Origin of the sequence: Amycolatopsis ponsaeliensis, assembly GCF_030182635.1 — a bacterium.
GTDB classification, from domain to species: Bacteria; Actinomycetota; Actinomycetes; order Mycobacteriales; family Pseudonocardiaceae; genus Amycolatopsis; species Amycolatopsis ponsaeliensis.
In genome coordinates this window covers 62,122-88,661 of record NZ_JAPZLD010000012.1, presented here as the reverse complement: position 1 = coordinate 88,661, position 26,540 = coordinate 62,122, and the positions used below count along the sequence as shown (strand labels likewise).

Annotated in this window: 26 protein-coding genes; 15 read left to right on the top strand and 11 right to left on the bottom strand. The window is 71.1% G+C overall.

Going from position 1 to position 26,540, the window contains the following annotated elements:
- Positions 1–28: 28 nt before the first annotated feature.
- Together QQ657_RS19545 and QQ657_RS19540 are read left to right on the top strand one after the other, a co-directional pair.
- Entirely contained in the window at positions 29–1,048 is a 1,020-nt protein-coding gene (locus tag QQ657_RS19545) for a LacI family DNA-binding transcriptional regulator (protein ID WP_284743605.1), read from the top strand.
- Complete coding sequence (locus QQ657_RS19540) at positions 1,045–2,043, top strand: Gfo/Idh/MocA family protein (protein ID WP_284743604.1); 999 nt, start codon at positions 1,045–1,047, stop codon at positions 2,041–2,043. The genes QQ657_RS19545 and QQ657_RS19540 overlap by 4 nt, the downstream gene beginning before the upstream one ends.
- Positions 2,044–2,167: 124 nt before the next feature.
- Here QQ657_RS19540 and QQ657_RS19535 read toward each other — a convergent pair whose 3' ends face one another.
- The gene (locus QQ657_RS19535) at positions 2,168–2,749 is read right to left on the bottom strand and encodes a TetR/AcrR family transcriptional regulator (RefSeq protein ID WP_284743603.1); all 582 of its coding nucleotides are present in this window, start codon (positions 2,747–2,749) and stop codon (positions 2,168–2,170) included.
- A 59-nt stretch (positions 2,750–2,808) separates the two neighbouring features.
- Between QQ657_RS19535 and QQ657_RS19530 the strand changes: the two genes are divergently transcribed.
- Entirely contained in the window at positions 2,809–3,315 is a 507-nt protein-coding gene (locus tag QQ657_RS19530) for an SRPBCC family protein (RefSeq protein WP_434056755.1), read from the top strand.
- Position 3,316: 1 nt separating this feature from the next.
- On the opposite strand, the gene QQ657_RS19525 is transcribed toward QQ657_RS19530, so the two are convergent.
- Complete coding sequence (locus QQ657_RS19525; RefSeq protein WP_284743602.1) at positions 3,317–3,622, bottom strand: hypothetical protein; 306 nt, start codon at positions 3,620–3,622, stop codon at positions 3,317–3,319.
- Positions 3,623–3,665: 43 nt separating this feature from the next.
- Positions 3,666–5,507, bottom strand: coding sequence for an asparagine synthase (glutamine-hydrolyzing) (gene asnB, locus QQ657_RS19520; protein WP_284743601.1), 1,842 nt, complete (start codon positions 5,505–5,507; stop codon positions 3,666–3,668).
- 402 nt (positions 5,508–5,909) lie between these two features.
- Here asnB and kdpF point away from each other — a divergent pair, with 402 nt between their 5' ends.
- The 8 genes from kdpF (at position 5,910) to QQ657_RS19480 (ending at position 14,063) form a co-directional block, all read left to right on the top strand.
- Positions 5,910–6,011, top strand: a complete 102-nt coding sequence (gene kdpF, locus QQ657_RS19515) for a K(+)-transporting ATPase subunit F (RefSeq protein WP_247062298.1) — start codon at positions 5,910–5,912, stop codon at positions 6,009–6,011.
- The gene (gene kdpA, locus QQ657_RS19510; RefSeq protein ID WP_284743600.1) at positions 6,011–7,672 is read left to right on the top strand and encodes a potassium-transporting ATPase subunit KdpA; all 1,662 of its coding nucleotides are present in this window, start codon (positions 6,011–6,013) and stop codon (positions 7,670–7,672) included. Before kdpF ends, kdpA begins: the two co-directional genes overlap by 1 nt.
- A complete protein-coding gene (kdpB, locus tag QQ657_RS19505; protein ID WP_284743599.1) occupies positions 7,669–9,714 on the top strand; it encodes a potassium-transporting ATPase subunit KdpB in 2,046 nt (681 codons plus the stop codon). Before kdpA ends, kdpB begins: the two co-directional genes overlap by 4 nt.
- A 5-nt stretch (positions 9,715–9,719) precedes the next feature.
- Positions 9,720–10,310, top strand: a complete 591-nt coding sequence (locus tag QQ657_RS19500; protein WP_284743598.1) for a potassium-transporting ATPase subunit C — start codon at positions 9,720–9,722, stop codon at positions 10,308–10,310.
- A 4-nt stretch (positions 10,311–10,314) separates the two neighbouring features.
- Positions 10,315–12,843: a sensor histidine kinase gene (locus QQ657_RS19495; protein WP_284743597.1), complete on the top strand. Its 2,529-nt coding sequence runs from the start codon at positions 10,315–10,317 to the stop codon at positions 12,841–12,843.
- Positions 12,840–13,538 (top strand): response regulator, encoded by a 699-nt coding sequence (locus QQ657_RS19490; RefSeq protein WP_284743596.1) that lies wholly within the window; start codon positions 12,840–12,842, stop codon positions 13,536–13,538. The genes QQ657_RS19495 and QQ657_RS19490 overlap by 4 nt, the downstream gene beginning before the upstream one ends.
- A 21-nt stretch (positions 13,539–13,559) precedes the next feature.
- Complete coding sequence (locus tag QQ657_RS19485; RefSeq protein WP_284743595.1) at positions 13,560–13,784, top strand: hypothetical protein; 225 nt, start codon at positions 13,560–13,562, stop codon at positions 13,782–13,784.
- 102 nt (positions 13,785–13,886) lie between these two features.
- A complete protein-coding gene (locus tag QQ657_RS19480) occupies positions 13,887–14,063 on the top strand; it encodes a hypothetical protein (protein WP_284743594.1) in 177 nt (58 codons plus the stop codon).
- 154 nt (positions 14,064–14,217) lie between these two features.
- Here QQ657_RS19480 and QQ657_RS19475 read toward each other — a convergent pair whose 3' ends face one another.
- Complete coding sequence (locus QQ657_RS19475; RefSeq protein ID WP_284743593.1) at positions 14,218–14,796, bottom strand: hypothetical protein; 579 nt, start codon at positions 14,794–14,796, stop codon at positions 14,218–14,220.
- 234 nt (positions 14,797–15,030) lie between these two features.
- Between QQ657_RS19475 and QQ657_RS19470 the strand changes: the two genes are divergently transcribed.
- Both QQ657_RS19470 and smc read left to right on the top strand, forming a co-directional pair.
- Complete coding sequence (locus QQ657_RS19470) at positions 15,031–15,318, top strand: acylphosphatase (protein WP_284743592.1); 288 nt, start codon at positions 15,031–15,033, stop codon at positions 15,316–15,318.
- Between the two features lie 169 nt (positions 15,319–15,487).
- Positions 15,488–19,090, top strand: coding sequence for a chromosome segregation protein SMC (gene smc / locus QQ657_RS19465; RefSeq protein ID WP_284743591.1), 3,603 nt, complete (start codon positions 15,488–15,490; stop codon positions 19,088–19,090).
- A 4-nt stretch (positions 19,091–19,094) separates the two neighbouring features.
- Here the strand turns inward: smc and QQ657_RS19460 are convergent, their stop codons facing one another.
- The 4 genes from QQ657_RS19460 to QQ657_RS19445 form a co-directional block, all read right to left on the bottom strand.
- A complete protein-coding gene (locus QQ657_RS19460; RefSeq protein WP_284743590.1) occupies positions 19,095–19,319 on the bottom strand; it encodes a hypothetical protein in 225 nt (74 codons plus the stop codon).
- Between the two features lie 58 nt (positions 19,320–19,377).
- Positions 19,378–19,878 carry a DUF3455 domain-containing protein gene (locus QQ657_RS19455; protein ID WP_284743589.1) on the bottom strand — a complete coding sequence of 167 codons (501 nt, stop codon included), beginning with the start codon at positions 19,876–19,878 and terminating at the stop codon, positions 19,378–19,380.
- Between the two features lie 84 nt (positions 19,879–19,962).
- Complete coding sequence (locus QQ657_RS19450; RefSeq protein ID WP_284743588.1) at positions 19,963–21,528, bottom strand: sodium:solute symporter; 1,566 nt, start codon at positions 21,526–21,528, stop codon at positions 19,963–19,965.
- A 15-nt stretch (positions 21,529–21,543) separates the two neighbouring features.
- Positions 21,544–22,749, bottom strand: coding sequence for an anhydro-N-acetylmuramic acid kinase (locus QQ657_RS19445; protein WP_284743587.1), 1,206 nt, complete (start codon positions 22,747–22,749; stop codon positions 21,544–21,546).
- Between the two features lie 140 nt (positions 22,750–22,889).
- Here QQ657_RS19445 and ftsY point away from each other — a divergent pair, with 140 nt between their 5' ends.
- Complete coding sequence (gene ftsY, locus QQ657_RS19440; protein ID WP_284743586.1) at positions 22,890–24,167, top strand: signal recognition particle-docking protein FtsY; 1,278 nt, start codon at positions 22,890–22,892, stop codon at positions 24,165–24,167.
- Here the strand turns inward: ftsY and QQ657_RS19435 are convergent.
- The gene (locus QQ657_RS19435) at positions 24,164–24,649 is read right to left on the bottom strand and encodes a hypothetical protein (RefSeq protein ID WP_284743585.1); all 486 of its coding nucleotides are present in this window, start codon (positions 24,647–24,649) and stop codon (positions 24,164–24,166) included. The genes ftsY and QQ657_RS19435 overlap by 4 nt on opposite strands.
- Positions 24,650–24,796: 147 nt before the next feature.
- Here QQ657_RS19435 and QQ657_RS19430 point away from each other — a divergent pair, with 147 nt between their 5' ends.
- Entirely contained in the window at positions 24,797–25,300 is a 504-nt protein-coding gene (locus tag QQ657_RS19430) for a GNAT family N-acetyltransferase (RefSeq protein WP_284743584.1), read from the top strand.
- Positions 25,301–25,304: 4 nt separating this feature from the next.
- Here the strand turns inward: QQ657_RS19430 and QQ657_RS19425 are convergent, their stop codons facing one another.
- Positions 25,305–25,703, bottom strand: coding sequence for a hypothetical protein (locus tag QQ657_RS19425; protein WP_284743583.1), 399 nt, complete (start codon positions 25,701–25,703; stop codon positions 25,305–25,307).
- Between the two features lie 16 nt (positions 25,704–25,719).
- Positions 25,720–26,496, bottom strand: a complete 777-nt coding sequence (locus QQ657_RS19420; RefSeq protein ID WP_284743582.1) for an IclR family transcriptional regulator — start codon at positions 26,494–26,496, stop codon at positions 25,720–25,722.
- Between the last annotated feature and the right edge of the window lie 44 nt (positions 26,497–26,540).

Here is a 26,540-nt window from a genome sequence, read left to right as displayed (position 1 = left end):
GTTTTTCGTGGTCAGGGGAGGTGCGGTCATGCGTCCGACCATGGAAGACGTCGCCGCGCGGGCGGGAGTTTCCCGCGCGCTGGTCTCCCTCGTGATGAGGAATTCACCGAAGGTCTCCGACGCCCGCCGCTCGGCCGTGCTGCGTGCCGCGAAGGAGCTCGGCTACCAGCCGCACGTCATGGCGCGGTCGCTGGCCAGCCGCACGTCCACGGTGCTCGGCGTGATGGTCAACGACCTGCGCAACGCGTTCTTCGCCGACATCGTCGAAGAGCTGGACAGCGCCGCGCAGGCGGCGGGCTTCGACCTGATCCTCAACACGGGCGGCCGCAGTCCCACGCGCGAGTGGAACGCCTTGCACAACCTCCTTTCCTTCCGCCCGGCGGGGATCATCCTGCTGTCGCCGGTCGTCCCGGCGTCGGCGATCCAGGTCGCGGCCCGGCAGTGCCCGGTCGTGCTGGTCTCCCGGACCGCCCGGTCGTCCACAGTGGACACGGTGAACGACGACGGCGAGGCGGGTTCCGCGCTGGCCGTCGACCACCTGGTCGGCCTCGGGCACCGGCGCATCGCGCATCTCGACGGCGGCGCCGCGGCCGGGTCGGCCCAGCGGCGGCGGGGCTTCGAGGCCGCCATGCGGCGGCACGGGCTCGAGCCGATCGTCGTGCGCAGCGAGCACACCGACATCGGGGGCGAGAACGCCGTGCGGGAGCTGCTGGCCGAGTACGCCCGCCCGGACCTGCCGACGGGGCTGGTCTCCGGCAACGACTTCAATGCCGTGGGGGCGATCTCGGCGCTGGAAGAAGCCGGGCTGCGCGTACCCGAGGACGTGTCGGTCGTCGGCTACGACAACACGTCGCTCGCCGCACTCCGTCATCTTTCGCTGACCACAGTGGACCAGCCGCGCAAGGACATGGCGCGGCTGGCCTTCGAAGCGTTGATCGAACGCGTCCGCGGGGAGCGCACGGAGCCGGTCCGGCACCTGCTGCACCCGTCCCTGGTGGTCCGCGCGACCACTGCCGAGATTTCCGTGACAGGAGGAATACAACGATGAGGTTGGGACTGGCGGGCACCGGCCGGATCGGCACCGCGCACGCGGAGACGCTGAAGGGCTTCGACGAGGTGGAGTCGGTCGTGGTGGCCGACGTCGACACCGCGCGGGCCCAGTCGGCGGCCGCGAAGCTGGGCGTCGAGGCGGCTTCCCTCGACGAGCTGTTCGCCGCGGGCCTCGACGGCCTGGTCGTCACGGCGGCGACGGACGCGCACCCGGGCCTGATCATCGCGGCGGTCGACGCGGGCATCCCGGTGTTCTGCGAGAAGCCGGTCGCGGCGGACATCCCCGGCACCCTGGCCGTGATCGACCGCATCGGAGCGTCGGACGTCCCGGTCCAGATCGGCTTCCAGCGCCGGTTCGACGCGGGCTACGCGGCGGCGCGGGCGGCGGTCGCGTCGGGCGAGCTGGGCTGGCTGCACACGCTGCGCGCGACGACGTTCGACCCGGCACCCCCGCCGGCGGAGTACGTCGCCCATTCGGGTGGGCTGTTCCGCGACTGCGGCGTGCACGACTTCGACATCATCCGCTGGGTGAGCGGCCGCGAGGTGGCCGAGGTGTACGCGATCGGCGCGAACCGCGGAGAGCGGTTCTTCGCGGACGCGGGCGACGTCGACACGGCGGCGGCGACGCTGACCCTCGACGACGGAACACTGGCGACGGTGTCCCTGACCCGCTACAACGGCGCGGGTTACGACGTGCGGCTGGAGGCGTTGGGCTCGGTGTCGGGCGTGGTGGTCGGCCTGGACGACCGGGCGCCGCTGCGGTCGGTGGAGCCGGGGGTGCCGCCGCTGCCGGGGCCGGCGTACCCGGGGTTCATGGAGCGGTTCCGCCCGGCGTACACGACGGAGCTGCGGGCGTTCCTGGACGTCGTCGCGGGCCGGGCACCTTCGCCGTGCGTGGCGGCGGACGCGTTGGAGGCGTTCTACATCGCGGAGGCGTGCGAGCTGTCCCGCCGCGAGCGGCGCCCGGTGGGGCTGGTGGAGGTCAGGCGCTGAGCAGCTTGCGAAAGGGTCGACACGCGTGATTGCGGAGCCGACACGCGTGATCAGGAGGTCGACACGCCGCGGGGTCGGGAGCCTCGCCGTGTCGACCCTTCAATCACGCGTGTCGACCTTCCGATCACGGGCGCAGGAGCTTGCGGACGGTGCGTTCGACCAGCGCCGCGGCCTTCGGCGGGGGAGTGCGGCCTGTCGAGAGGTAGCGGTGGACGACCGCGCGCGGGATCTCGACCAGGGCGAGGACGACCTCCTCGTCCGTGCAGCCGGTGAGCGGCGGCAGGGCCCGCGTCGCACGCTTGAGCGTGTCGCGCAGCTCCTGCTCGTCCTCGGTCACAGCCTTCGCGGCTTCGGGTGACCAGTCGGCGGGCCCGAAGGCGTGCTTGCCCGCGTCGAGGACCCGCGCGCCCTCGGGGTGCTTGCGGCACCAGTGGACGACGCTCGTCGCGGCCTCGACCGCCGCTTCGATCGTCGTCGCTTCGCCGAGGCACCGGGTGAAGGTGTCCTGGAAGTCGCGCAGGGTCCGGCGCCAGAGCTCGGCGAGCAGCGCGGGGCGGTCCGGGAAGCGGTGGTAGATGGAGCCGTTGGGGGCTCCGGTGGCCTTCGCGGTGGCGGCCATGGTCACGGCGCGGGCCCCGCCTTCGGCGAACAAGGCCGTGGCGGCGTCGAGGAACTGCGCTGTGGTGTGCGTCGCGGGGCGGCCCATGTTGTAGAGATTAGGCTCTAATACGTTCTGGAGGACAGTCTCCAGAACGGAGGGCTCTCGTGATGGTCCGCAACGTCCACACCCGCCGGTTCCCGGTCTCCGCCGACCGGCTCGTTCCCCTGCTGGAAACGCTCGGCACCCCGGAGGACCGGCTCTGGCCGGTGGCCGACTGGCCCCCGACCCGCCTGGACGGCCCCCGCGTCCCGGGCACCCCGGCGGGCCACGGGCCGGTGCGCTACGTCGTGGAGGAGGTATCCCCGGACCGGCTGCGGTGCCGGTTCACCGCACCGGCGGGCGTACACGGGTACCACGAGCTCACGATCGACGGCGGCACGCTCACCCACGTCCTGGACGCGTCACTGCACGGCCGGGCCCGGCTGACCTGGCCGTTGTTCTTCAGGCCGCTGCACGACGCGTTGCTGGAGGGGCTGCTGGACCGGGCCGAGCTCGAGGTGACCGGCCGGGTGGCGCGGCCGGTCCGGTGGTCGCCTTACGTCCGGCTTCTGCGGGCACTGGGCCGTATCCGCCTGCGGAGCACTCGCGTTGCCGTCAAGCCGGCGAGCTGAGCTACGACCGCCGAGCCGGGCTCAGCTTCGGCAGGATCTCCGTCCGCACGTACTCCAGCGCGTCCCGCTCCGGGAGGATGTGCGGCCCCTGCACCCACACCACCCCGTGCCGCACGGCGGCCGCGGTGACCCGTTCCCGCAAGGTCCCCACCACTCCCGCGCCCAGCACCAAGGCGTCCACGAAGCCCAAGCGCGTCAAAACCGCTTCCTCCGAAACGACGCCGTCCGCGGCGAAACCCGCCGCGGACAGCGCCGCCGTCACCCTCGAGACCGTGGCCGGGTTGCGGCCGAACAGGAGCACCTTCATGCCCCCAGCCTCGTACCTCAAGGGCGGTTGAGGTCAAGACAGGTCAAGACAGTTCGAGCGTGGGGGAGTACATCTCGATCCAGTGGTAGAGGTCGAGCAGCCGGTCCAGCCCGACCCGCGCCGCCGGGTTCATGGTCGCCGGGTCCACTTCGGACACCTGGTGCGCCCACGCCTTGTCCACCAGGCCGAACACCTGGTGGCCCGGCTCGGCCAGGACCTCCTTGACCTGCTGCTGCAACGCCGCCGCGTAGCCCGGGTCCTGCGTCGACGGGTACGGGCTCTTCACCCGCTGGGCCACCGACTCCGGCAGGACATGGGAAGTAGCGTGGCGCAGCAGGCTCTTCTCGCGCCCGTCGAACGTCTTCAGCGACCACGGCGTGTTGTAGACGTACTCGACCAGCCGGTGGTCGCAGAACGGCACGCGGACCTCCAGGCCCACCGCCATCGACGCGCGGTCCTTGCGGTCGAGCAGCATCCGCACGAAGCGGGTCAGGTGCAGGTTGCAGATGGTCCGCATCCGCGCCTCCTTCGCCGACTCGCCGTCCAGGTGGTCGACCGCGGAGACCGCAGTGCGGTACTGGTCCCCGATGTAGGACTCCAGGTCCAGCTTCTGCCGCAGCTCGGTCGTGTACAGCGACGCGCGCTCGTCCATCATCGACGTCCGGAACGCCAGCCACGGGAACGTGTCCGCGTTGACGGCCTTCTCGTCGTGGAACCAGCGGTAGCCGCCGAACACCTCGTCGGCCGACTCGCCCGACAGGGCCACCGTCGACTCGCCGCGGATCGCCTTGAACAGCAGGTACAGCGAGGTGTCCATGTCGCCGAGCCCGGCCGGGATGTCGCGGGCCTTCAGCACCGCGCGCCGCACCGCCGGGTCGCTCAGCTCCGCCGGGTTCAGCATGACGTTCTGGTGCGCCGACCCGACCAGCTCCGCGACGTCACGGATGTACGGCGAGTCCGCGGTGTCGCGCATCTCGTCCGGCTTGAAGTTCTCCTCCTGGCCGAAGAAGTCGACGGAGAACGTCCGCAGCTGCTCGCCCTGCCCGGCGAGGTGGGGTGCGGCGAGGCCGGTGACGGCACTCGAGTCGAGGCCGCCGGACAGCAGTACGCAGCGCGGGACGTCCGCGACGAGCTGGCGGTGCACGATGTCGGTCATCAGCTCGCGGACGCGGGCGACCGTGGTCTCCTGGTCGTCGGTGTGCTGCTTCGCGTCGAGCTTCCAGTACGTGCGGGTGCGGACGCCCTCGCGGGACACGGTGACGATCGTGCCCGGCTGGACTTCCTCCATGCCCTTCCACAGCGACCAGCCGGGGCTCTTGGTGAACGCCATCAGCTCGCGGAGGCCGTCGGTGTCGACGACCTTGCTCGCCAGCGGGTTCGCCAGGATGGCCTTCGGCTCGGAGCCGAACAGGACGCCGTCGCGGGTCGGGTAGTAGTAGAACGGCTTGATGCCCATCCGGTCGCGGATCATGACGAGCCGGTCGTCGCGCTCGTCCCAGATCGCGAACGCGTACATGCCGTTGAGGTGGTCGACGACCTCGTCGCCCCACTGCAGGTAGCCGTGCAGCACGACCTCGGTGTCGCTGTCGGTCTCCCACTTGTGGCCGAGCTTGGTCAGCTCTTCCTTCAGCTCGGTGAAGTTGTAGGCCTCACCGCTGTAGACCATCGCGACGTCGCCGTTCGGCGTGTGCACGGACATCGGCTGCCGGCCGCCGGGCAGGTCGATGATGGCCAGCCGCCGGTGGCCGAGCGCGACGTGCGTGCGCACCCACGTGCCGACGTCGTCCGGGCCGCGGCAGGCCATGGTCTCCGTCATGGCGTCGACCACGTCCTGGCGGCGGGTGAGGTCGGCGTCGTAGGAAACCCAGCCGGCGATACCGCACATAGGTGAACCCCTCTCCCAGATTTGCTTAGCCGATACAACTATCGGTAACACAGGTGTAACACGGCCTGAAGATCTTGTCTGCCCGAATTGCACGTTCCGCACTTGTTCGGTCACTCGTTGTGTCGCGAGTCACTAACCAACTGCATACAGTGAGTACTGGGCAAACGTTTGCGTGACGCCCGCCACCGGCCATAAAGACGGCGTAAATGGGTGTCAGGAACGCATCAAGAGGCCGTCAGCCGCAGGTCGGGACGAGGTCCCTGAGACGCACAGTGAACGCGTCCGGTCACCGAACCCGGTGACCCGTCTTGAGAGGTGCCCTGTGGCCGACTTGCTCTACGCCGTCCTGCTGATCGGCGTGTTCGTGGTGCTCGCGCTGGCGCTGCGCGGGCTGGAGAAGCTGTGAGCGGCGCCGGGACCGTGGCCAACGTCGTCGGCGGGCTGCTGGCGCTGGGCCTGCTCGTGTACCTGTTCGTCGCCTTGATCAGGCCGGAGAAATTCTGATGTCCGACACCGCGGCCGGGCTCATCCAGCTCGGCCTCCTCCTCGCCGCTCTCGCCGCGGTCTACAAGCCGCTCGGCGACTACCTGGCGCGTGTCTTCTCGACCGAGAAGCACCTGAAGCTCGAGAAGGGCCTCTACAAGCTCTTCCGCGTCGACCCGGACTCCGAACAGCGGTGGCCGACCTACGCCGCGGGCGTGCTCGGCTTCTCGTTCGTCTCGGTCGTCCTGCTCTACCTGCTGCAGCGGCTCCAGCCGCTCCTGCCGTGGAGCCTGGGCCGCGGCTCGGTGAGCCCGGGCGTCGCCTTCAACACCGCGGTTTCCTTCGTCACCAACACGAACTGGCAGTCCTACGTCCCCGAGACGACGATGGGCCACTTCGTGCAGATGGCCGGGCTGACCGTGCAGAACTTCCTGTCGGCCGGCGTCGGCCTCGCCGTGGCGATCGCGGTGACGCGCGGGTTCGTCCGGGCGAAGACCGACCGGCTCGGCAACTTCTGGGTGGACCTCACGCGCGGCACGATCCGCGTCCTGCTGCCGATGGCGTTCGTCTTCGCGATCGTGCTGGTCGCGCTCGGCGTCGTGCAGAGCCTCAAGGCCGGCGTCGCCGTCACCAACCCGGACGGCAGCCACAGCACCATCGCCCTGGCCCCGGCGGCGAGCCAGGAGGCGATCAAGGAGCTGGGCACCAACGGCGGCGGCATCCTCAACGCCAACTCCGCGCACCCGTTCGAGAACCCCACCGCGTGGACGAACCTGATCGAGCTGTTCCTGATCCTGGTGATCCCGGTCAGCCTGACCCGCGCGTTCGGCAAGCTGGTCGGCAAGCCCAAGCAGGGGTACGTCCTGCTCGGCGTGATGAGCCTGCTGTGGGCCGCGTCGCTGGCGATCATCTGGTTCTCCGAAGCCAACGCGAACAACCCGGCCGCGCTGGCCGCGGGCGCGAGCATGGAAGGCAAGGAACAGCGGTTCGGCATCGGCCTGACGTCGATCTTCGCCGACACCACCACCGGCACGTCGACCGGCGCGGTCAACGGCGCCCACGACAGCCTCTCGGGCCTCGGCGGCGGGGGACCGCTGCTCAACATGCTCTACGGCGAGATCTCGCCCGGCGGCGTCGGCACCGGCCTCTACGGGATCCTGGTCATGGCCATCATCGCGATGTTCCTGGCCGGGCTGATGGTCGGGCGCACCCCGGAGTACCTGGGCAAGAAGCTCGGCAAGCGCGAGGTCACCTGCGCGGCGATCGCCATGCTCGCGATGCCGACCGTGGTGCTCCTCGGCTCCGGGATCGCGCTGCTACTGCCGGACACCGCGGGCGCGCTGGGCAACGGCGGCGCGCACGGCCTGTCCGAAATCCTCTACGGCTACGCGTCCACCGGCAACAACAACGGCAGCGCGTTCGGCGGCCTGACCGCGACGAGCGACTGGTTCCAGTCGTCGTTCGGCGTCGCCATGGCGATCGGCCGGTTCGTGCCGATCCTCGCCGTGCTCTGCCTGGCCGGTTCGCTGGCCGCCCAGCGCAAGGTGCCCGAGACCGTCGGCACCCTGCCCACCACCGGGCCGCTGTTCGCCACCATGCTCACCGGCACGGTAGTGCTCGTCGCGGCCCTCACGTTCATCCCGGCGCTCGCGCTCGGGCCCATCGCGGAGGCACTCGCATGACCGTCACCGAAGAACGACCCCAGGTGACTCCCCTCGAAACCACGAGCCGCGTCGGCGCCGGGGTTTTCAGTCCCCGCCAGCTCTGGACGTCGCTGCCGGACGCGTTCCGGAAGCTCAACCCGAAGCACCAGCTCGGCAACCCCGTGATGTTCGTGGTGTGGGTGGGCTCCGCGCTCACCACGGTCTTCGCGATCACCGACCCGAGTGTGTTCACCATCCTGATCGCCGTCTGGCTCTGGTTCACGGTGTTGTTCGCGAACCTCGCCGAGGCCGTCGCCGAAGGACGTGGCAAAGCGCAGGCGGAAAGCCTGCGGCGGTCGAAGAAGGAAACCGTCGCCCGCCGGCTCACCTCGGACGGCGAGGAGCAGGTACCCGGGGTCGAGCTGAAGATCGGTGACCTGGTCGTCGTCGAGGCGGGCCAGGTGATCCCGGGCGACGGCGACGTCGTCGAGGGCATCGCGACCGTCGACGAGTCGGCCATCACCGGCGAGTCCGCCCCGGTCATCCGCGAGTCCGGCGGCGACCGGTCGGCGGTCACCGGCGGCACGACCGTGCTGAGCGACCGGGTCGTCGTCAAGATCACGACCAAGCCGGGCGAGTCCTTTGTGGACCGCATGATCGCGTTGGTGGAAGGCGCCTCCCGGCAGAAGACACCGAACGAGATCGCGCTGACCATCCTGCTCTCGACGTTGACGATCATCTTCCTGCTCGCCGTCGTGGCGCTGCAGCCGATGGCGCGCTACTCCGGCAGCGAGCAGTCGGTGATCGTGCTGACCGCGCTGCTGGTCTGCCTGATCCCGACGACGATCGGTGCGCTGCTGTCCGCGATCGGCATCGCGGGCATGGACCGTCTTGTGCAGCGCAACGTCCTCGCGACGTCGGGCCGCGCGGTCGAGGCCGCCGGCGACGTCTCGACGTTGCTGCTCGACAAGACCGGCACCATCACCTTCGGCAACCGCCGGGCGACCGAGCTGATCCCGGTCGGAACGTCCACACCGGACGAACTCGCGCGCGCGGCCCGGCTGGCCAGCCTCGCCGACGAAACCCCCGAGGGACGCAGCGTCGTCGAGCTGACCGAGGCCCACGCGGGCCAGGACGAACGCGGCGAGTTCGTCCCTTTCACCGCGCAGACGCGGATGAGCGGGCTCGACGTCGGTGGCCGGCGGATCCGCAAGGGCGCCGCGTCCGCGGTCCGCGCGTGGGTGCGGGAGAACGGCGGTGAGTTCCCCGACGAGACCGAGCGCGTGGTCGACGAGATCAGCGCTCAGGGCGGCACCCCGCTGGTGGTCGCCGAGGACACCGTGGTGCGCGGCGTGATCCGGCTGTCCGACGTCGTCAAGCCGGGCATGAAGGAGCGCTTCAAGGAACTGCGGGCGATGGGCATCAAGACGGTGATGATCACCGGCGACAACCCGCTCACCGCCAAGGCCATCGCCGCGGACGCGGGTGTCGACGACTACCTCGCCGAGGCCAAGCCCGAAGACAAGATGGCGCTCATCAAGCAGGAGCAGGAGGGCGGGCGCCTGGTCGCGATGACCGGCGACGGCACCAACGACGCGCCCGCGCTCGCGCAGTCCGACGTCGGCGTCGCGATGAACACCGGCACGTCGGCCGCGAAGGAGGCCGGCAACATGGTCGACCTCGACAGCGACCCGACCAAGCTGATCGAGATCGTCGAGATCGGCAAGCAGCTGCTCATCACCCGCGGCGCGCTGACCACGTTCAGCGTCGCCAACGACCTCGCCAAGTACTTCGCGATCCTGCCGGCGATGTTCACCGGCATCTTCGCCCAGCTCGGCGCGCTGAACATCATGCACCTGGCCACGCCGAAGTCGGCGATCCTCTCCGCGGTCATCTTCAACGCGCTGATCATCGTCGTGCTCATCCCGCTGGCCCTGCGCGGAGTGCGGTACAAGCCGTCGTCGGCCTCGGCCCTGCTGCGCCGCAACCTGCTCGTCTACGGCCTCGGCGGCATCGTCAGCCCCTTCCTCGGGATCTGGCTGATCGACCTGCTCGTACGCCTCATCCCTGGAATCGGGTGAATCTCGTGAACACTCTCGTCAAGCAGACCTGGGCCGGGCTGCGCGTGCTGGTCGTGCTGACCGTCCTGCTCGGGGTGATCTACCCCCTGGCGGTGTGGGCGATCGCCCGCATCCCCGGGCTGGAGGGCAACGCCGAAGGCTCGGTCGTCACGCAGAACGGCCAGGCGGTCGGGTCGTCGCTCATCGGCGTCGACCCGGTGCCCGCCGACCCGGCGCACGACCCGTGGTTCCACAGCCGGCCCTCCGCGGCCGGCCCGGCGATGCCCTCCGGCGCGTCCAACAAGGGCCCGTACAACGAGGACCTGGTGAAGACCATCCAGGAGCGGCGCGACGCCATCGCCAAGCGCGAAGGCGTGTCACCCGACCAGGTACCGCCGGACGCGGTGACGGCGTCGGGTTCCGGCCTCGACCCGTCGATCAGCGTGGCCTACGCCGACCTCCAGATCGCCCGCGTCGCCCGGGTGACGGGGTTGCCGGTGGACCGCGTGAAGCAGCTGGTCGAAGCGAACACCTCGGGCGCGGGGATCGGCGTCCCCGGCGTGAATGTGCTCCAGCTCAACTTGGCCGTGCAAGGTGCGGCCGGAGGGGCACACTGACAGCGTGACCAGTACGAAGAAGCCGCGCCGAGGGGAGCTGAGGATCTACCTCGGCGCGGCTCCGGGCGTCGGCAAGACCTTCGCCATGCTCGGCGAAGCGCGGCGGCGCCTCGACCGCGGCACCGACGTCGTCGTCGGGCTGGTGGAGACGCACGGCCGCGAGAAGACCGCGGTGCTGCTCGACGGCCTCGAGGTCGTCCCGCGGCGGCACGCCGGGCACCGCGGCCGCGAGTTCGACGAGATGGACGTCGACGCCATCCTCGCCCGCGCGCCCGAGGTCGCCGTCGTCGACGAGCTCGCGCACACCAACGTGCCGGGCTCGCGCAACGCCAAGCGCTGGGAGGACGTCGAGGAGCTGCTGGCAGCCGGGATCGACGTCCTGTCCACGGTCAACGTGCAGCACCTGCAGAGCCTCAACGACGTCGTCGAGCGGATCACCGGCGTCACCCAGCAGGAGACCGTGCCGGACGAGGTCGTCCGCCGTGCCGAACAGCTCGAGCTGGTCGACATCACCCCGGAGGCGCTGCGGCGGCGGCTCGCGCACGGCAACGTCTACCCGGCCGAGCGGATCGACGCCGCGCTCGGCAACTACTTCCGGCCCGGCAATCTGACGGCACTGCGCGAGCTGGCCCTGCTCTGGGTGGCCGACCAGGTCGACGTCGCCCTGCAGCGCTACCGCGCCGAGCAGAGCATCACCGACACCTGGGAGGCGCGCGAACGCGTCGTCGTCTCCATCACCGGCGGCGCGGAGAGCGAGACGCTCATCCGCCGCGCCAGCCGGATCGCCACCCGCGCCGGCGCCGAGCTGCAGGTCGTGCACATCCTGCGCGGCGACGGCTTGTCGGGGCTCGGGCCGGCCGCGATCGCCCGCTGCCGGACCCTGGCCGAAGAGGTGGGCGCGACCTTCCACACGGTCGTCGGCGACGACGTCCCGACCGCGCTGCTGGACTTCGCCCGCGGTGTCAACGCGACCCAGCTGGTGATCGGCACCTCGCGGCGCTCACGCGTGGCGCGGCTGTTCGACGAGGGCATCGGCGCCGGGGTCGTGCGGCAGTCCGGGTCGATCGACGTCCACATGGTCACCCACTCCGAGGCGGGCGGGCGCCTGCGGGCCCGGCTGAGCGCGAGCCCGCTGGGGTTCTCGCGGCTGGTCGCGGGCTGGGTGCTCAGCGTCGTGCTGCCGGTGCTGGTCACCGCCGTCGGGTTCTTCATCCCGAGCGGGCTCGACTTCGCCACCGACGTCATCTCCTACGTGCTGGCCACCGTCGTCGTGGCGCTGGTCGGCGGGCTCGGGCCGGCGCTGGCCGCGGCCGTGCTCGGCGCCGGGCTGCTGAACTTCTTCTTCACGCCACCGCTTTACACGCTGAACGTGCACACCCCGCAGAACCTCGTGACGCTGATCGCGATGGTCGTGGTCGCCGTGCTCGTCGCGCTGGTCGTCGACCAGGCGGCGCGCCGGGCCACGCAGGCGGCGCGGGCGCGGACCGAGGCGGCGCTGCTCGCGTCCTACGCCCGGACCGTGCTGACCCACGCCAACCCGATCGAACGGCTGCTGGAGAAGGTCCGCGAGAACTTCGCGCTGACGTCGGTGACCCTGCTGGAGAAGCAGGAGGGCGAGTGGCGCGCGGTGGCGACGGCGGGGGAGCACCCGTGCGCGGATCCGGACGAGGCCGACGTCGACATCGCCGTCACGGCTGATGTGCACCTGACGCTGCGCGGGCGGGCGCTCCCGGCGGCCGACCGGCGGGTGCTGGAAGCCGTGGCCGGGCAGGCGTTGCTCGCCCTGCGCCAGCAGCGGACGGCCGCCGCCGCGGCCCGCGCCGAGCGCAAGGCCGAGGCGACCGAGCTGCGCACCACGCTGCTGTCCGCGGTCGGGCACGACCTGCGCACGCCGCTGACGTCGATCAAGGCGTCGATCGGCAGCCTGCGCGCGCCCGATCTGCGGCTGTCCGAAGAGGACACCGCCGAGCTGATGGAGGCCATCGAGCTGTCGGCCGACCGGCTGGCCGGGCTCATCGACAACCTGCTCGATTCGTCGCGGCTGGCCACCGGCGCGGTGAAACCGCACCTGCGTCCGGTGGGCTACGACGAGGTCGTCGCGCACGCTCTGTCCACTGTGGACTCGTCCGACGCGGTGCGGGTGGCCGTGGACGACCAGCTCCCGGCGGTGCTCGCCGACCCCGGCCTGCTGGAACGTGTGGTGGCGAACGTGCTGGACAACGCCCTCCGGCACGGCGGCGCGCCGGTGTCCGCGCGGGGTTCGGCGCACTCCGGCCAGGTGGAGCTGCGGATCGTCGACCACGGCAAGGGGCTGCGCAAGGGGGCCGCGGACTCGGCGTTCGCGCCGTTCCAGCGGCTCGGCGGCGACCGCGACACGACACCGGGCGTCGGGCTCGGGCTGTCGGTGGCGAAGGGGTTCACCGAAGCGATGGGCGGCACGATCCGCGCCGAGGACACGCCGGGCGGCGGGCTCACGGTCGTGGTTTCCCTGCCCGCTTTCAGCGTCGAGTTCGAAGAGGAGGGCGTGCGATGAGCGACCCGGGTGCCACCGTGCTGGTGGTGGACGACGAGCCGCAGATCGTGCGGGCGCTGCGGATCAACCTGAACGCCCGCGGCTACAAGGTGATCACCGCGCACGACGGCACGGCCGCGCTCAAGGCGGTGGCCGAGACCAAGCCGGACGTCGTCGTGCTCGACCTCGGGTTGCCCGACCTGGACGGCACGGAGGTGATCGCGGGCCTGCGCGGCTGGACGACGGTGCCGATCATCGTCCTGTCGGCCCGCGGAGACTCGGCCGACAAGGTCCAGGCCCTCGACGCGGGCGCGGACGACTACGTCACGAAGCCGTTCGGGATGGACGAGCTGCTGGCCCGCCTGCGAGCGGCGGTCCGCCGCTCGGCGGTGACGGGCGCGGACGACGCGGACGCGGTGGTGGAGACGTCGTCGTTCAGCGTCGACCTGGCCGCGAAGAAGGTCCGCCGCACTGACGGCGTGGAAGTCCACCTGACGAAGACCGAGTGGGGCGTGCTGGAGCTGCTGGTCCGCAACCGCGGCCGGCTGGTGGCGCAGAAACAGCTGCTGCACGAGGTGTGGGGGCCGACGTACGAGCGGGAGTCCCACTACCTGCGGGTCTACCTGGCCCAGCTGCGGCGCAAGCTGGAGCCCGAGCCCTCGCGGCCCCGGCACCTGCTCACCGAGCCCGGGATGGGTTACCGCTTCGAGGTCTGAGGCAGCGGGTACCTCGTGCGAATGACCGAGTGGAAATGGGTACCCGGCGGCCGGCTACCGGAGAAGGGCGCCCTGGGACTGGCGATCCTGTGGACCGTGTGCACGCTCGGCTTCGGCTTCCTCGCCCTCGACGGGGGAGTGACCGGGTGGCAGCGAGCGTTCCAGGTCGCGGCGATGGCGGCCGGGCTGTTCCTGGCCGCCCGCTACTGGTTCCGGTACGCCCAGGCGAAGCGGAACCGCGGCTAGCGGGTTACGGCTTCGAGGTCTAGGACGGCTTCGGACGGGGTACCTCACCAGGCATGGACGGGTCGAAGCCGTGGCTGCTCGGCGGGTGAGCGCATCCCGCCGGTGATCGTGCTGACGCTGGCGGTGGGGGCGACCTTCGGGGTGCTCGGCTGGATCCTCACGGCCTTCGACGGCGACGAAGCCGGCTGGGCGAGATGGCTGCGCATCACGGCCGCGGGCGCCGGGGCCCTGCTGACGGTCTACCTGTGGCGCTTGTTCGCGCACCGGCTCCGGCGCTGATCCGGCCGGCTTTCTCGGCCCGGGCACGCCGAAGGCCACCGCCGGAACGGTGGCCTTCCGTGCGTTGAGCGCACCCGATGTGGCGTCGGGTGCGTGAGGAGCGCCCCAAAGTGGCCTTGGTTGCGTCAGACGCAACCAAGGCGGCCTTGCGTTCCTACTGCGCGTGCGTGGTGCTCCCGGTCGGACCCGAGGAGGTGCCGGTCGGAGCGGCCGTCGGCGAGCCGCCGGTGCTCTCGCCGCCGCCGGTGGTGGTGGTCGGCGTGGTCGGCGTGGTGGGGGTTGTCGGCGTGGTGGTCGGCGGCGTCGTCTTGGGCGTCGACGGGGGAGTCGTCTTCGGCGTCGTCTGCGGCGGCGGGTTGCCCGTGTCGTCGCGGGGCGGCGGGGGTGGGTCGGCGTGGGTGACCACGGTCGTCGTGGTCTTGCCGTCCGGGCTGATCGACACCACCGTGCTCGGCGCCGTCGAGGAGGTCGCCGACGACTCCGACGTCGGCGCGCCGGCCGTCGACGGGCCGGTGGACGACGGGGTGTTCGGCACCGTCTGCAGGCCGGCCTGCGAGGTGCCCTGGCCGCCGGTGCCGCCGGTGCCACCCGCGGTGGTGGCGGGGTCCGGGCCGGCGAGCTCGGCGACCGCGGCGAACGCGGTCGCGACCACCAGACCGGCCACCCCGAGCACGACGTACCCGGTGCGGTTCGGTTTGCTGCTCTTCGGCGGGGCGGTGTCGATCCTGGTCACGTGCGAGCTCGATGCGGACCCGTCGGGGCGGGGCATTGCAGGCTCCTCGGGGGGCTCGGGAAGGCTGGGGAGTACGCCGTAGCGAGGCCGTTAATCGATCACTGCTTCCCCAGGTGGGGGAACCCGGGAGGACGACCTCGGCGGCGAGGCTATCACCGTCGGTGCCCTATTCGCCCAGGTAGTGGGCCTGCGTGATCACTGTGCGCAGTCGAAGTGTCCGGAAAGGATGAAAGCGTGCGTGAGGAACAAACGAACACCCGGTTGACGGCGTGGGTCCGCGGGCGGGTCCAGGGTGTCGGTTTCCGCTGGTGGACCCGCAGCCGGGCGCTCGAGCTCGGACTGGCGGGCAGTGCGCGGAACATGCCCGACGGGCGTGTCGAGGTCATAGCGGAGGGTGATCGAGACAACTGTGAGCGGTTGCTGACCGCCCTGCGGTCCGGAGAATCACCCGGAAGTGTGGAGAACGTCGCGGAGCGCTGGTCCGACCCGAAAGGGGGACTCAGCGGCTTCCTCGAACGCTGACACAGGCCTTGGTACTTCCGGGGCGGGTGTGGCGCACGAGGTTGCTGAGGCCTCCGCCGATGTGCTAGGGCGCGCCGAGGAGGGGACGCGTCCGGCGGTCCCCGGAGGCCCCCGGGTAGCCTGGGACGATTGAATCGCCAGTACCGGCAGCCAGAGGGGTCAGCACCCAGTGCACCTGAAAAGCTTGACGCTGAAGGGCTTCAAGTCCTTCGCCTCGGCCACCACGCTGCGCTTCGAACCGGGCATCACCTGCGTGGTCGGGCCGAACGGCTCGGGCAAGTCCAACGTGCTGGACGCCCTGCGCTGGGTCATGGGCACCCAGGGCGCGAAGGACCTGCGCGGCGGCAAGATGGAGGACGTCATCTTCGCCGGCACTGCGGGCCGCGCCCCGCTCGGCCGCGCCGAGGTCACCCTCACCATCGACAATGCCGACGGCGCGCTCCCCATCGAGTACGCCGAGGTGTCGATCACCCGCCGGATGTTCCGCGATGGCGCGAGCGAGTACGAGATCAACGGCGACCGCTGCCGCCTGATGGACGTCCAGGAGCTGCTGTCGGACTCCGGCATCGGCCGCGAGATGCACGTCATCGTCGGGCAGGGCCAGCTCTCGGCGATCCTCGAATCCAAGCCCGAGGAGCGCCGCGCCTTCATCGAAGAGGCCGCCGGCGTCCTCAAGCACCGCAAGCGCAAGGAACAGACCCTGCGCAAGCTGGCCAACATGCAGGGCAACCTCGACCGCCTAGGCGACCTCACCACCGAGCTGCGCCGCCAGCTCAAGCCGCTGGGCAAGCAGGCCGAGATCGCCCGCAAGGCCCAGTCGGTGCAGTCCGAGCTGCGCGACTCCCGCCTGCGCCTGCTCGCCGACGACCTGGTCACCCAGCGGGGCACGATCGAGCGCGACGAGGCCGACGAGAAGACCGCCCGCCAGCGCCGCGCCGAGGTCGAGCAGACCCTCGAGATCGTCTCCGCCGAAGAGACCGAGCTGGAGTCTTCGCTCGCCGAGGACGCGCCGCTGCTGCAGAGCGCCCAGGAGACCTGGTACAAGCTGTCCGCGCTGGCCGAGCGCCTGCGCGGCACCGTCCGGCTCGCGATCGAGCGGCAGCGCCACCTGTCCGCCGACGTCTCGACAGCGACCGGCGGCCGCGACCCCGAAGAGCTCCTCGAAGAGGCCGAGCGCGTCGCCGAGCAGGAAGAGGAGCTCAACGAGGCCGTCATGGAGGCCCGGGAGCTGCTCGCCCAGACCGTGCTGCGGCGCGAAGACCTCGAACAGCGCGTCCAGGCCGCCGAGCGCGCGCACTGGGCCGCCGTCCGCGCCATCGCCGACCGCCGCGAGGGCATGGCCAAGCTGACCGGCCAGGTCGAGGCGCTGCGCAGCAAGAACGGCGCCACCTCCGACGAGATCGACCGCCTCAGCGTCTCCCTCGAGGAGTCCGCCGAACGCGCCGAGATCGCCGTCGAAGAGCTCGAAGTGGCCAAGGCCGAAGGCGGCGTCGAGGAGTCCGACGACTCCGGCCTGATGGACCACCACGACCGCGCGGTCGAAGCCAACAACGCGGCCAAGGCGCGCGTCGAAGAGCTGGTCAAGGCCGAGCGCACCGCCGAACGCGAGATCGCGTCCGAGAAGGCGCGGGTCGAGGCGCTGTCGATGGGCCTGCGGCGCAAGGACGGCGCGGGCGCGCTGCTCGGCGCGTCCCACGAGCTGCCGGGCCTGCTCGGCTCGGTCGCCGCGCTGCTCACCGTCGAGCCGGGCTACGAGGTCGCGCTGGCCGCGGCGCTCGGCCCGGTGGCCGACGCGGTCGCCGTCACCGGCGGCGAAGACGCCCTGCGCGCGTTGAAGTACTTGAAGGACACCGACTCCGGCCGCGCGGGCATCCTGCTCGGCGGTCCCGAGTCCACTGTGGACACCTACTCGTGGCCCTCGCTGCCGGAAGGCGCGCGCTGGGCCCGCGAGGTCGTCACGGCGCCGGCGCAGCTGCGGCCCGCCGTCGAGCAGGCCCTCGAGAAGCTCGCCCTGGTCCGCGACCTCGGGTCGGCGCGCCACCTGGTCGCGGTGCACCCGGAGGTCCGGGCGGTCACCGCCGAAGGGGACGTCTTCGGCGCCCGCTGGGCGATCGGCGGCTCCGGCAAGCGCGAGAGCGTCATCGAGGTCCAGGCCGCCGTCGACGAGGCGGGGGAGCGGCTCCGCACGGCCGAACGCTTGCTGGAGCGCTACGCGGCCGAGCTGGAAGGCGCCCGTGCCGAGCAGCAGGCGCGTCGCGAAGAGGTCTCGCAGGCCAAGGACGCCCTCGGCGAGGCCAAGGTCCGCAAGGCCCGGTCGTCGGAGCGGCTCAGCCGGCTGCAGCAGGCGGCCCGCCAGGCCCAGGCCGAGGTCGAACGGTTCAGCGGCCAGCGCGCGAAGGTCGAGCAGAGCCGCGTGCAGGCCCTGGCCCAGCTCGCCGAGCTGGAGGAACGGCTCGCCGCCGTCGCCGAGCAACCCGTCGAGGACGACCCGGACACCGCCGAGCGCGACGCCGCCGTCGAGGAGCTGGCCGTCGTCCGGCAGGAGGAGATGGAGGCGCGGCTCGCGCAGCGCACCGCCGAGGAGCGGGCGCGCAGCATCGCGGGCAAGGCCGAAGGGCTCCGCCGCGCCGCGCACGCCGAGCAGCAGGCCCGTGAACGCGCCGAGCGCGCCGCCGCGAACCGCAAGCGCGGCGCCGAGATCGCCAACGCCGTCGTCAACGGCGGCGAGATCGCCCTCGACCGCATCGAGCACTCCGTCCAGCGCGCGGCCACCGAACGCGACCAGGTCCAGGCCCGCCGCCAGAGCCGCGAGGCCGCGCTGACCGGCGTCCGCGCCAAGGTCCGCGAGCTGACCGGCGAGCTGGAGAAGCTGACCGACGCCGTCCACCGCGACGAGGTGCTGCGCGCCGAGCAGCGGCTGCGGCTGGAGACCCTGGAAGCGAAGATCGCCGAGGACTTCGGCATCGGCCTCACCGATCTCGTCCAGGAGTACGGCCCGGACGTCCCGGTCCCGCCGAGCGCGGGCGAGATGGCCGAGTACGAGGCGGCCAAGGACCGCGGCGAAGACGTCACCCCGCCGCCGCCCATGCCGTACGACCGCGACACCCAGGCCCGTCGCGCCAAGCGCGCCGAGAAGGACCTTTCCCTGCTGGGCAAGGTGAACCCCCTCGCGCTGGAGGAGTTCGCGGCGCTGGAGGAGCGGTACAAGTTCCTCTCCACGCAGCTGGAAGACCTCAAGGACACGCGCAAGGACCTCGAGGCGGTCATCAAGCAGGTCGACGAGAAGATCCTCGAGGTCTTCGCCGGGGCCTACGCGGACGTGGCGCGCGAGTTCGAGACGGTGTTCAGCGTGCTCTTCCCGGGCGGCGAGGGCCGGATGGTCCTCACCGAGCCGGACGACCTGCTGGCCACCGGCGTCGACGTCGAAGCGCGCCCGCCGGGCAAGAAGGTCAAGCGGCTTTCGCTGCTGTCCGGTGGCGAGAAGTCGCTGGTCGCGGTGGGCATGCTGGTCGCGATCTTCCGCGCCCGGCCGTCACCCTTCTACGTCATGGACGAGGTCGAGGCCGCGCTGGACGACACCAACATGCGCCGGCTGATCGGGCTGTTGGAGCAGCTGCGCGACTCGTCGCAGCTGATCATCATCACCCACCAGAAGCCGACCATGGAGATCGCCGACGCGCTCTACGGCGTGAGCATGCAGGGCGACGGCATCACGAAGGTGATCTCGCAGCGCCTGCGCACGGCCGACGACGAACCGGTCGCGGTCGGCTGAGGCGTCACACCTCGTCTTCGCGCGGTGCGTGGCGCTCCTCGCCTCGCACGCGTAGCTCGTAGGTGCCGAGATCGTTGCCGATGTGGGTGGCGTCGTCGATCCGCGGCCGGCGCCCGCGCGGCGTCATCATGCCCCGCTTGACGCCTCGCTTGCGGTCAGACCGGTCCATGACCAGCGCGATGGCGAGCACCATGAAGAGCACCACGCCGATGCCGATGAAGAACCCCATGTGAGACCCCCTCTCCCGCTCCCAGATTACGGGAGCGGGAGAGGCCGGTCACATCCCCTTATCCGGCGACCCAGAAGGCGTAGTCGGCCGAGTAGCGGACCGCCGTCTGCGCGCCGTCGGTGCAGGTCCCGGCCGGAGCCAGCCCACCCCGCGTGTTCAGGCGCTGGACGTAGGTCACCTTGCCGAAGATGCCGTCACCGGTGTTCAGGTTCGCCTTGAGCAGCAGCTCCGGGATCGCGCCGTCCCGCGGCGAGTTCGCCACCGCCGCCGCGCCGACCGTGCTTCCGTCCACGATGGACGTCCACACCGGACCCTTGCTGTGCAGGGCCACCGGCTTCCCGTGTTTCGACAGCACCGCCGCGGGCTGGATCAGCGTCCACGCGCCGGCGGTGCAGCCGTAGATCTGCACGCCCTCGGCGGCGTACGTCGCGATGGTGTGGTTGCCCGCGGGAACCTTGATCGCCTCCGGCACCGTCGCCGGCGCCGGAGTGGCCGAAGCCGTCGCCGCGCCACCGAGCACCAGGGCACCGACCGCGAGCGCCACCGTCATCCGTTTCATGGATCCACCTTCGATTCCTCCCGCCGCTTTTCGGCGGGCACCCGCAGACCGACACGGGCGCCCGCCGGAAACGGTTCAGAAGGATCAGGCGGCGGGGACCTCCGCGGTTTCCTCGGCGGCGTCGGCTTCGGCCGCCTTCGGGTCCGGCGTCCGGTGCCGCAGCGCCAGCAAAGCGCCCACGACCAGCGTGATCACCACGCCCAGCAGCGTGTACCAGGGGTAGGCCAGCGCGACCTTGTCCCCGGCCGCCTTGGAGAAGTCGATCCCGATCAGCCCGCCGGTCTTCGCGCTGAACTTCACCCCGAGGATCACGAACGCCATCACCACGACCGTGGCGACGAACGCGATGATCGCGTCCACCTGCCGGGCCTTCTTGATCAGCAGGCCGAGCAGGAACGACCCGAGCAGCGCGCCGTAGGTGTACCCGGTGATGGCCAGGCCGAGCTCGATCACCGAGTTCTTCGTGGTCGAGAACAGCGACGCGAACACCGCGAACACGACCGCCCAGATCAGCGTCCACATGCGACCGTGCTTGAGCAGCTTCGAATCCTCCGGCGAGCGCTTGGTGAAGCGCTGGTAGAGGTCGGCCACGGTCGACGTCGAAAGGGCGTTGAGCGCGGACGCGAGCGCGCCCATGGTCGACGCGAGCACCCCCGCGATGAGCAGGCCCGAGACGCCGACCGGCAGGTCGTCGATGATGAACCGCGAGAACACGTCGTCCGGGCTCTGCAGGCCGAGCTGCGCCACCGACTTGCGGCCGTTGAACACCCACAGCATCGCCCCGACCAGCAGGAACAGCGCGAACTGGATGGTGACGATGATGCCGCTGCCGATGAGCGCCTTCTGGCCGTCGCGCAGGCTGCGCGTCGCCATCAGCCGCTGGGCGATCAGCTGGTCGGCGCCGTGCGAGGCCATGGACAGCGCCGCGCCGCCGAGCACCGCCGTGATGAACGCGTACGGGCTGGTCAGCAGGTTCTTCGTGAAGTCGACGAGCATGAACTTGCCGTCGTCGGACGCCTGGGTCATCCAGTCGCCGGGCAGCTTGTTGAGCAGCACGATCGCGGCCACCGCCGCGCCGCCGAGGTACAGCGTCAGCTGGATGACGTCGACCCAGACGACCGCCTTGATGCCGCCGATGTAGGCGTAGATCAGCGTCAGCGCGGTCAGGATCACCACGATCACCCAGTAGTCGAGGTGGATGTTGTAGTGCCCGAGGATCACCTTGATCGGGATCGCGCCGGCGAACAGGCGGACACCCTCGGCGAGCAGGCGGGTGATCACGAACGTCACCGACGCGGTGCCCTGCAGCCCGGAGCCGAACCGCTTGCCCAGGAACGCGTACGCGCTCACCAGGTTGCCGCGGAAGTACCGCGGCAGCAGCACGAACGCGGCGATGACCCGGCCGATGATGTAGCCGAAGGCCAGCTGCAGGAACAGGAACGCGTTGCCGAAGACGAGCCCCGGCGTGCTGATCACGGTGAGCGTCGAGGTCTCCGTGGCCACCACGGACAGCATCACCGCGCCCCACGGGAGGCTGCGCTCGCCGACGAAGTAGTCGGCCGCCGACCGTTGCTTCCGGCCGACGAGCACGCCTATCAGCGGCATCGCCGCCAGGTAGACCACGATGATGGCGAGGTCAACACCGCGCATGGACTTCTCCTACTGTCATCCGGCCTTCTCCGCGACTCGCAACCGCGTCACGGTGCCCCCCAGCGGGGCGGGAAGGATCAGGGGCCCGGCACCCGGGACGAGCGCGCCGAGCAGGCGCGGTCCGCGGGCACCGGTCGCGGACGGCACCGTACCGGGTACGCCGCACCAGGTCAGCCAGCCGAGCAGCGCGGTGAGGTACGCCTCTTTGCCGGCGCCGGGCAGGCCCAGGTCGTCGCTGGTCTTGAGCACGGACGGCAGGTTCCGGGCCAGCGCCGTCATCAGGGCCGGGTTCGCGACGCCGCCGCCGGAAGCGATGACCGTCGCGACGCCGTGGCGCACGCACTCGCCGGCGACGGTCACCGCGGTGAACTCGGTCAGCGTCGCCAGCAGGTCCCCGGGCTCGACCGGCGGCAGCCCGGCGAGGGCGGCGTCGAGGTAGGGCCCGTTGAAGTACTCCTTGCCGGTGGACTTCGGCGGCGCGGCGGCGAAGTACGGGTCGGCGAGCAGCCGGGCGAGCAGGTCGGCGCGCACCGAGCCGCCGAGCGCGAGCCGGCCGTCGACGTCGCTGCGTTGCCCGCTGACGCGGTGGGCCGCGAGGTCGAGCAGCGCGTTGGCGGGCCCGGTGTCGTAGGCGATCGCCGGTTCGTCACCGGTGACCACGGTGATGTTCGCGATGCCGCCGAGGTTGAGCGCGGCGACCGGCCGGCCGCCGTCCTGGGCCAGGCCGCGCAGCCACAGCTGGTCGAACGTGCTCGCCAGGGGCGCGCCGTGGCCGCCCGCGGCGACGTCCCGGGCCCGCAGGTCGGCCAGCACCGGCAGGCCGGTGCGTTCGGCGATCCAGGCGGGCTGGCCGAGCTGCAGCGTGCCGCGGACGTGGCCGTCCTCGACCCAGTGGAACACCGTCTGGCCCAGCGAGGCGACGAGGTCCGCGCCGCCACCGGCCAGTTCTGCGGCACCGCGCGCGGCCGCGTCGGCGAACGCCTGGCCGACGCCGGTGTCGAGCCGCGTCAGCTCGCCGGCGGTACAGGAGTTCGGCGGCAACGCGGCGAGCAGGCCCTCGCGCAGCCGTTCCGGGTAGGGGACGTCGAGCTCGCCGAGCGGGGTGAGCACGACCGTGCCGTCCTCGGCGTGCAGGTCGGCGGCGGCCACGTCGATGCCGTCGACCGACGTGCCCGAAATCAGCCCGATCACCCGGAAGCCGTGGCTCGCGCTCATCCCCATCCGGAGGGGTTTAGTGCAGGGGCCCTGGTGGCGCAACCCCGCGTGGTGAAGTCTTGGCCCAATCGGGATCTACGTCGTTATGAATTGCCTGTGCGGACGGGGTGTCCGGGTCTGTGCGGTGCGGATGAAAGGATGGGCGGGTGTCGAGCACCTGGTTCCTGTTCGTAGTCCTCGCCGTCGTCGTGCTGGTCGCCGTCCTGGTGACCGGCCTGCTGGTCGCGCGCCGGCGCCGGATCAGCCTGGACGCCCAGCGCGAGGTCGAGGAGAAACCGAAGGGCGGCTCCTATGCGGCCAGCGGGGGCATCGCCCTCGCGCCCGGGGGCACGGCTGAAGCTCCCGAGCACCCGGTCGAGGAACGGCCGGAAACCGACGGCCAGCCCGCGGTCGGTGACGACGCCGCCGTGCCGCGCGATTCGGCGCAGCGCACGGTGCGCGACGTCAAGCTGCCGGAAGAGCCCGAGGTCGCTCCCGTCACCGAGGAGATCGACCCCGCGACCGGCCGCCTGGAGCGGCTGCGCGGCCGGCTGTCGAAGTCCCGCTCGGTGTTCGGGACCAGCCTGCTCGGCCTGCTCGGCGCCGGCGACCTCGACGAGGACTCCTGGCAGGACGTCGAAGACACGCTGCTGATGGCCGACCTGGGCGCGGCCACCACGACCCAGATCGTCGAGCGGCTGCGCGACGAGCTGTCCCGCCGCGCGATCCGGTCGTCGGCCGAGGCGCGCGAGGTGCTGCACGAGGTGCTGACGGCGCAGCTGTCCACCGACAGCGAGCGCGCGGTGCGGGCGCTGCCGCACATCGTCGACGGGCAGAAGCAGCCCGCGGTGGTCCTGGTGGCGGGCGTCAACGGCACGGGCAAGACGACGACCACGGGCAAGCTCGCCCGCGTCCTGGTGGCCCAGGACAAGACGGTGGTGCTGGGCGCGGCGGACACGTTCCGCGCGGCGGCGGCCGACCAGCTGCAGACGTGGGCCGAGCGCGTGGGCGCCGAGGTCGTCCGCGGCAAGGAAGGCGCGGACCCGGCGGCGGTGGCGTTCGACGCGGTGAAGCGCGGCGTGGACACGGGCGTCGACGCGGTCCTGATCGACACGGCGGGCCGGCTGCACACGAAGACGGGCCTGATGGACGAGCTGGGCAAGGTCAAGCGCGTCGTGGAGAAGCAGGCGAAGGTCGACGAGGTCCTGCTGGTGCTGGACGCGACGACGGGCCAGAACGGGTTGATGCAGGCCCGGGTGTTCGCCGAGGTCATCGACGTGACGGGGATCGTCCTGACGAAGCTGGACGGCACCGCCAAGGGCGGCATCGTGTTCCAGGTCCAGCGGGAGCTGGGAGTGCCGGTGAAGCTGGTCGGGCTCGGCGAAGGTCCGGACGACCTGGCGCCGTTCGAGCCGGGTGCGTTCGTGGACGCCCTGCTCGGCTAGACCCGGAAGAGCGGCGTCCCGTCGGCCTTGCGCAGGCCCAGCTGCAGCAGCACCGGCGCGGTCGCGCGCTGGACCGGGATGAGGAACGGCGACGTCTGCCGCGCCGCGACCGTCAGCCGCGACCAGCCGATGCCCTGCAGCGTCGGGCCGGAGCGGGTGCGCCGCAGCGGGTCGACGATCATGGCCGCCCCGAAGTAGTGGCCGCCCGGCACCGAGATGCGGGCGGTGTGGCCCAGGACGAACGAGAACACCGTGCCCGTGCGGCTGCCGTCTTCCTGCAGCGTCAGGATCACCGGCGTGCGCCCCTTCGTGGTGACGTGGTGCCGCACGGTGATTTCGACCGTCCCCGCCGCGGTCTTGGGCGGGCGCGGCCACACGGGTGACAACGGCGAGCCGTCGAGCGCGCGGTCGACCAGGCGGTCCAGCAGGTTCGAAGCGGCACCCTGTGCGAGCCAGGTCAGAGCGCCGGTGTGCGTGTCCATGCGGCCTCCGCCGATATTCAGGTGACGGGCGCCCGCGCGGCGGCGCACACTCCGGGGATGCCCGGTTGACGCAGTGCGCTTTTCGCTCGTGCCCCTCCTCGTAACAGACGTCCCAAAGCCGTCATTCGCTACGAGAGAGGACCCATCATGACTGTCATCACCGGCGAACGGGTGCGGTTGCGCCCGATCGTCGCAGCGGATCGCGCCCGCGTGCGCGAGATCCTGGCCACCCCGGAGGTCGCCCGCTGGTGGGGCGACCCCGACACCGAGACCGAAGGCCTGTACATCGTCGAGGACGGGTACACGTGCTACGTCATGGAATTCGACGGCGCGGTCGTCGGGCTGATCCAGAGTTGCGAGGAGCTGGATCCGCAGTACCGCCACGCGGGCATCGACATTTCGGTGCACCCGGACTTCCACGGCCGCGGAATCGGCACGGACGCACTCCGGGCGCTGGCCCACCACCTGCTCGAAGCCGGCGGCCACCACCGCCTGACGATCGACCCGTCGGCATCCAACGAGACGGCGATCAGGGTGTACGCGAAGGTGGGCTTCCGCCCGGTAGGGCTGATGCGCAACTACGAGCGCGCCCCGGACGGCACCTGGCGCGACGGGCTGTTGATGGATTTGCTGAAGGGTGAGCTGACCTGAGTCGTCAGTCCTTGTCGATGACCTGCTGGAGCAACCGGCCGATCTGCTCCATGCCGATGTTCACCTTGGTGAACCCGCTAGTCATATCGACCCTGAGGCTGCCGACCTCGGCTTTGAGGCCGGCGACATCGGTCTTGAGGGCCGCGATGTCCCGGTGGTCTTCGACCTGGGTCTCGCGCAGGGCGCCCGTCGTCCTGACCAAGGCGTTGAGAAGCTGCTTGAACTCGGAGACGTCCCGGTCCGCCGCACCGGCGAGCACGCGAGCCGCGGTGGCGTCCTGTCGAGACTGACGCACCTGTTCCTCCAACGCGGTCACGCGGGCTTCGAGGTCTTCGAGGCTGGCCATGCGGCGTACTTTACCGGCGGTCTCGGAACCATCGACGCTAGGGTCGCTTTCAGTCATGAGATATCACTCACTGTTACACTGATAGTGGCGCCTGGGACAGGCTCGCGCCCAAGGCGTCGGCCACCCGCTGCACCGCCGGGGCGATGTGCGCCACCGCCTCGGCGGTCAGCCGCCCGGACGGGCCCGACACCGACACCGCCGCCGGCACCGGCGCGCCCGGCACCGCCACCGCGACGCACCGCACGCCCAGCTCCTGCTCCGCTTCGTCCAGCGCGTACCCCTGCTCGGCGATCCGCGCGAGCTCGACGGCCAGCAGGTCCGCGTCGGTGAACGTGTGCTCGGTATAAGCCGGCATGCCGGTCCGCGAAAGCAGCGAGCGCACGTCGTCCGCGGGCAGGTGTGCCAGCATCGCCTTGCCCACCCCCGTGCCGTGCGGCAGCAGCCGCCGGCCGACCTCGGTGAACATGCGCATCGAGTGCTTCGAGGGCACCTGGGCCACGTACACGACTTCGTCGCGCTCCAGGACCGCCAGGTTCGCCGTCTCGCCGACCTCCTCGACCAGCTCCGCCAGCAGCGGCCGCGCCCACGCGCCGAACTGCATGCTCGCGTTCTCGCCGAGGCGGATCAGGCGCGCGCCCAGCGCGTAGCGGCGGTTCGTGTTCTGCCGGACGTACCCGAGGTCGACCAGGGTGCGGATGAGCCGGTGGATCGTCGGCATCGGCAGCCCGGACAGCGTCGCGAGCTCCGACAGGCTGGCCTCCCCGCCGGTGTCCGCGAGGTGTTCCAGCAGCTCGAAGGCACGCTGCAGGGACTGGACGCCGCCGTCGCGTCCGTTCTTCTCCGCTGCCACCGGTGGCCCTCCTTACGTCGGCGTTGAGGTTCCGCTATGCAGAA

Coding starts and splice junctions, on each gene's coding strand:
- QQ657_RS19545 (WP_284743605.1), top strand. CDS start 29: ATGCGTCCGACCATGGAAGACGTCGCCGCGCGGGCGGGAGTTTCCCGC.
- QQ657_RS19540 (WP_284743604.1), top strand. CDS start 1,045: ATGAGGTTGGGACTGGCGGGCACCGGCCGGATCGGCACCGCGCACGCG.
- QQ657_RS19535 (WP_284743603.1), bottom strand. CDS start 2,749: ATGGGCCGCCCCGCGACGCACACCACAGCGCAGTTCCTCGACGCCGCC.
- QQ657_RS19525 (WP_284743602.1), bottom strand. CDS start 3,622: ATGAAGGTGCTCCTGTTCGGCCGCAACCCGGCCACGGTCTCGAGGGTG.
- asnB (WP_284743601.1), bottom strand. CDS start 5,507: ATGTGCGGTATCGCCGGCTGGGTTTCCTACGACGCCGACCTCACCCGC.
- kdpA (WP_284743600.1), top strand. CDS start 6,011: ATGTCCGACACCGCGGCCGGGCTCATCCAGCTCGGCCTCCTCCTCGCC.
- kdpB (WP_284743599.1), top strand. CDS start 7,669: ATGACCGTCACCGAAGAACGACCCCAGGTGACTCCCCTCGAAACCACG.
- QQ657_RS19490 (WP_284743596.1), top strand. CDS start 12,840: ATGAGCGACCCGGGTGCCACCGTGCTGGTGGTGGACGACGAGCCGCAG.
- QQ657_RS19485 (WP_284743595.1), top strand. CDS start 13,560: ATGACCGAGTGGAAATGGGTACCCGGCGGCCGGCTACCGGAGAAGGGC.
- QQ657_RS19460 (WP_284743590.1), bottom strand. CDS start 19,319: ATGGGGTTCTTCATCGGCATCGGCGTGGTGCTCTTCATGGTGCTCGCC.
- QQ657_RS19455 (WP_284743589.1), bottom strand. CDS start 19,878: ATGAAACGGATGACGGTGGCGCTCGCGGTCGGTGCCCTGGTGCTCGGT.
- QQ657_RS19450 (WP_284743588.1), bottom strand. CDS start 21,528: ATGCGCGGTGTTGACCTCGCCATCATCGTGGTCTACCTGGCGGCGATG.
- QQ657_RS19445 (WP_284743587.1), bottom strand. CDS start 22,749: ATGGGGATGAGCGCGAGCCACGGCTTCCGGGTGATCGGGCTGATTTCG.
- QQ657_RS19435 (WP_284743585.1), bottom strand. CDS start 24,649: ATGGACACGCACACCGGCGCTCTGACCTGGCTCGCACAGGGTGCCGCT.
- QQ657_RS19430 (WP_284743584.1), top strand. CDS start 24,797: ATGACTGTCATCACCGGCGAACGGGTGCGGTTGCGCCCGATCGTCGCA.
- QQ657_RS19425 (WP_284743583.1), bottom strand. CDS start 25,703: ATGACTGAAAGCGACCCTAGCGTCGATGGTTCCGAGACCGCCGGTAAA.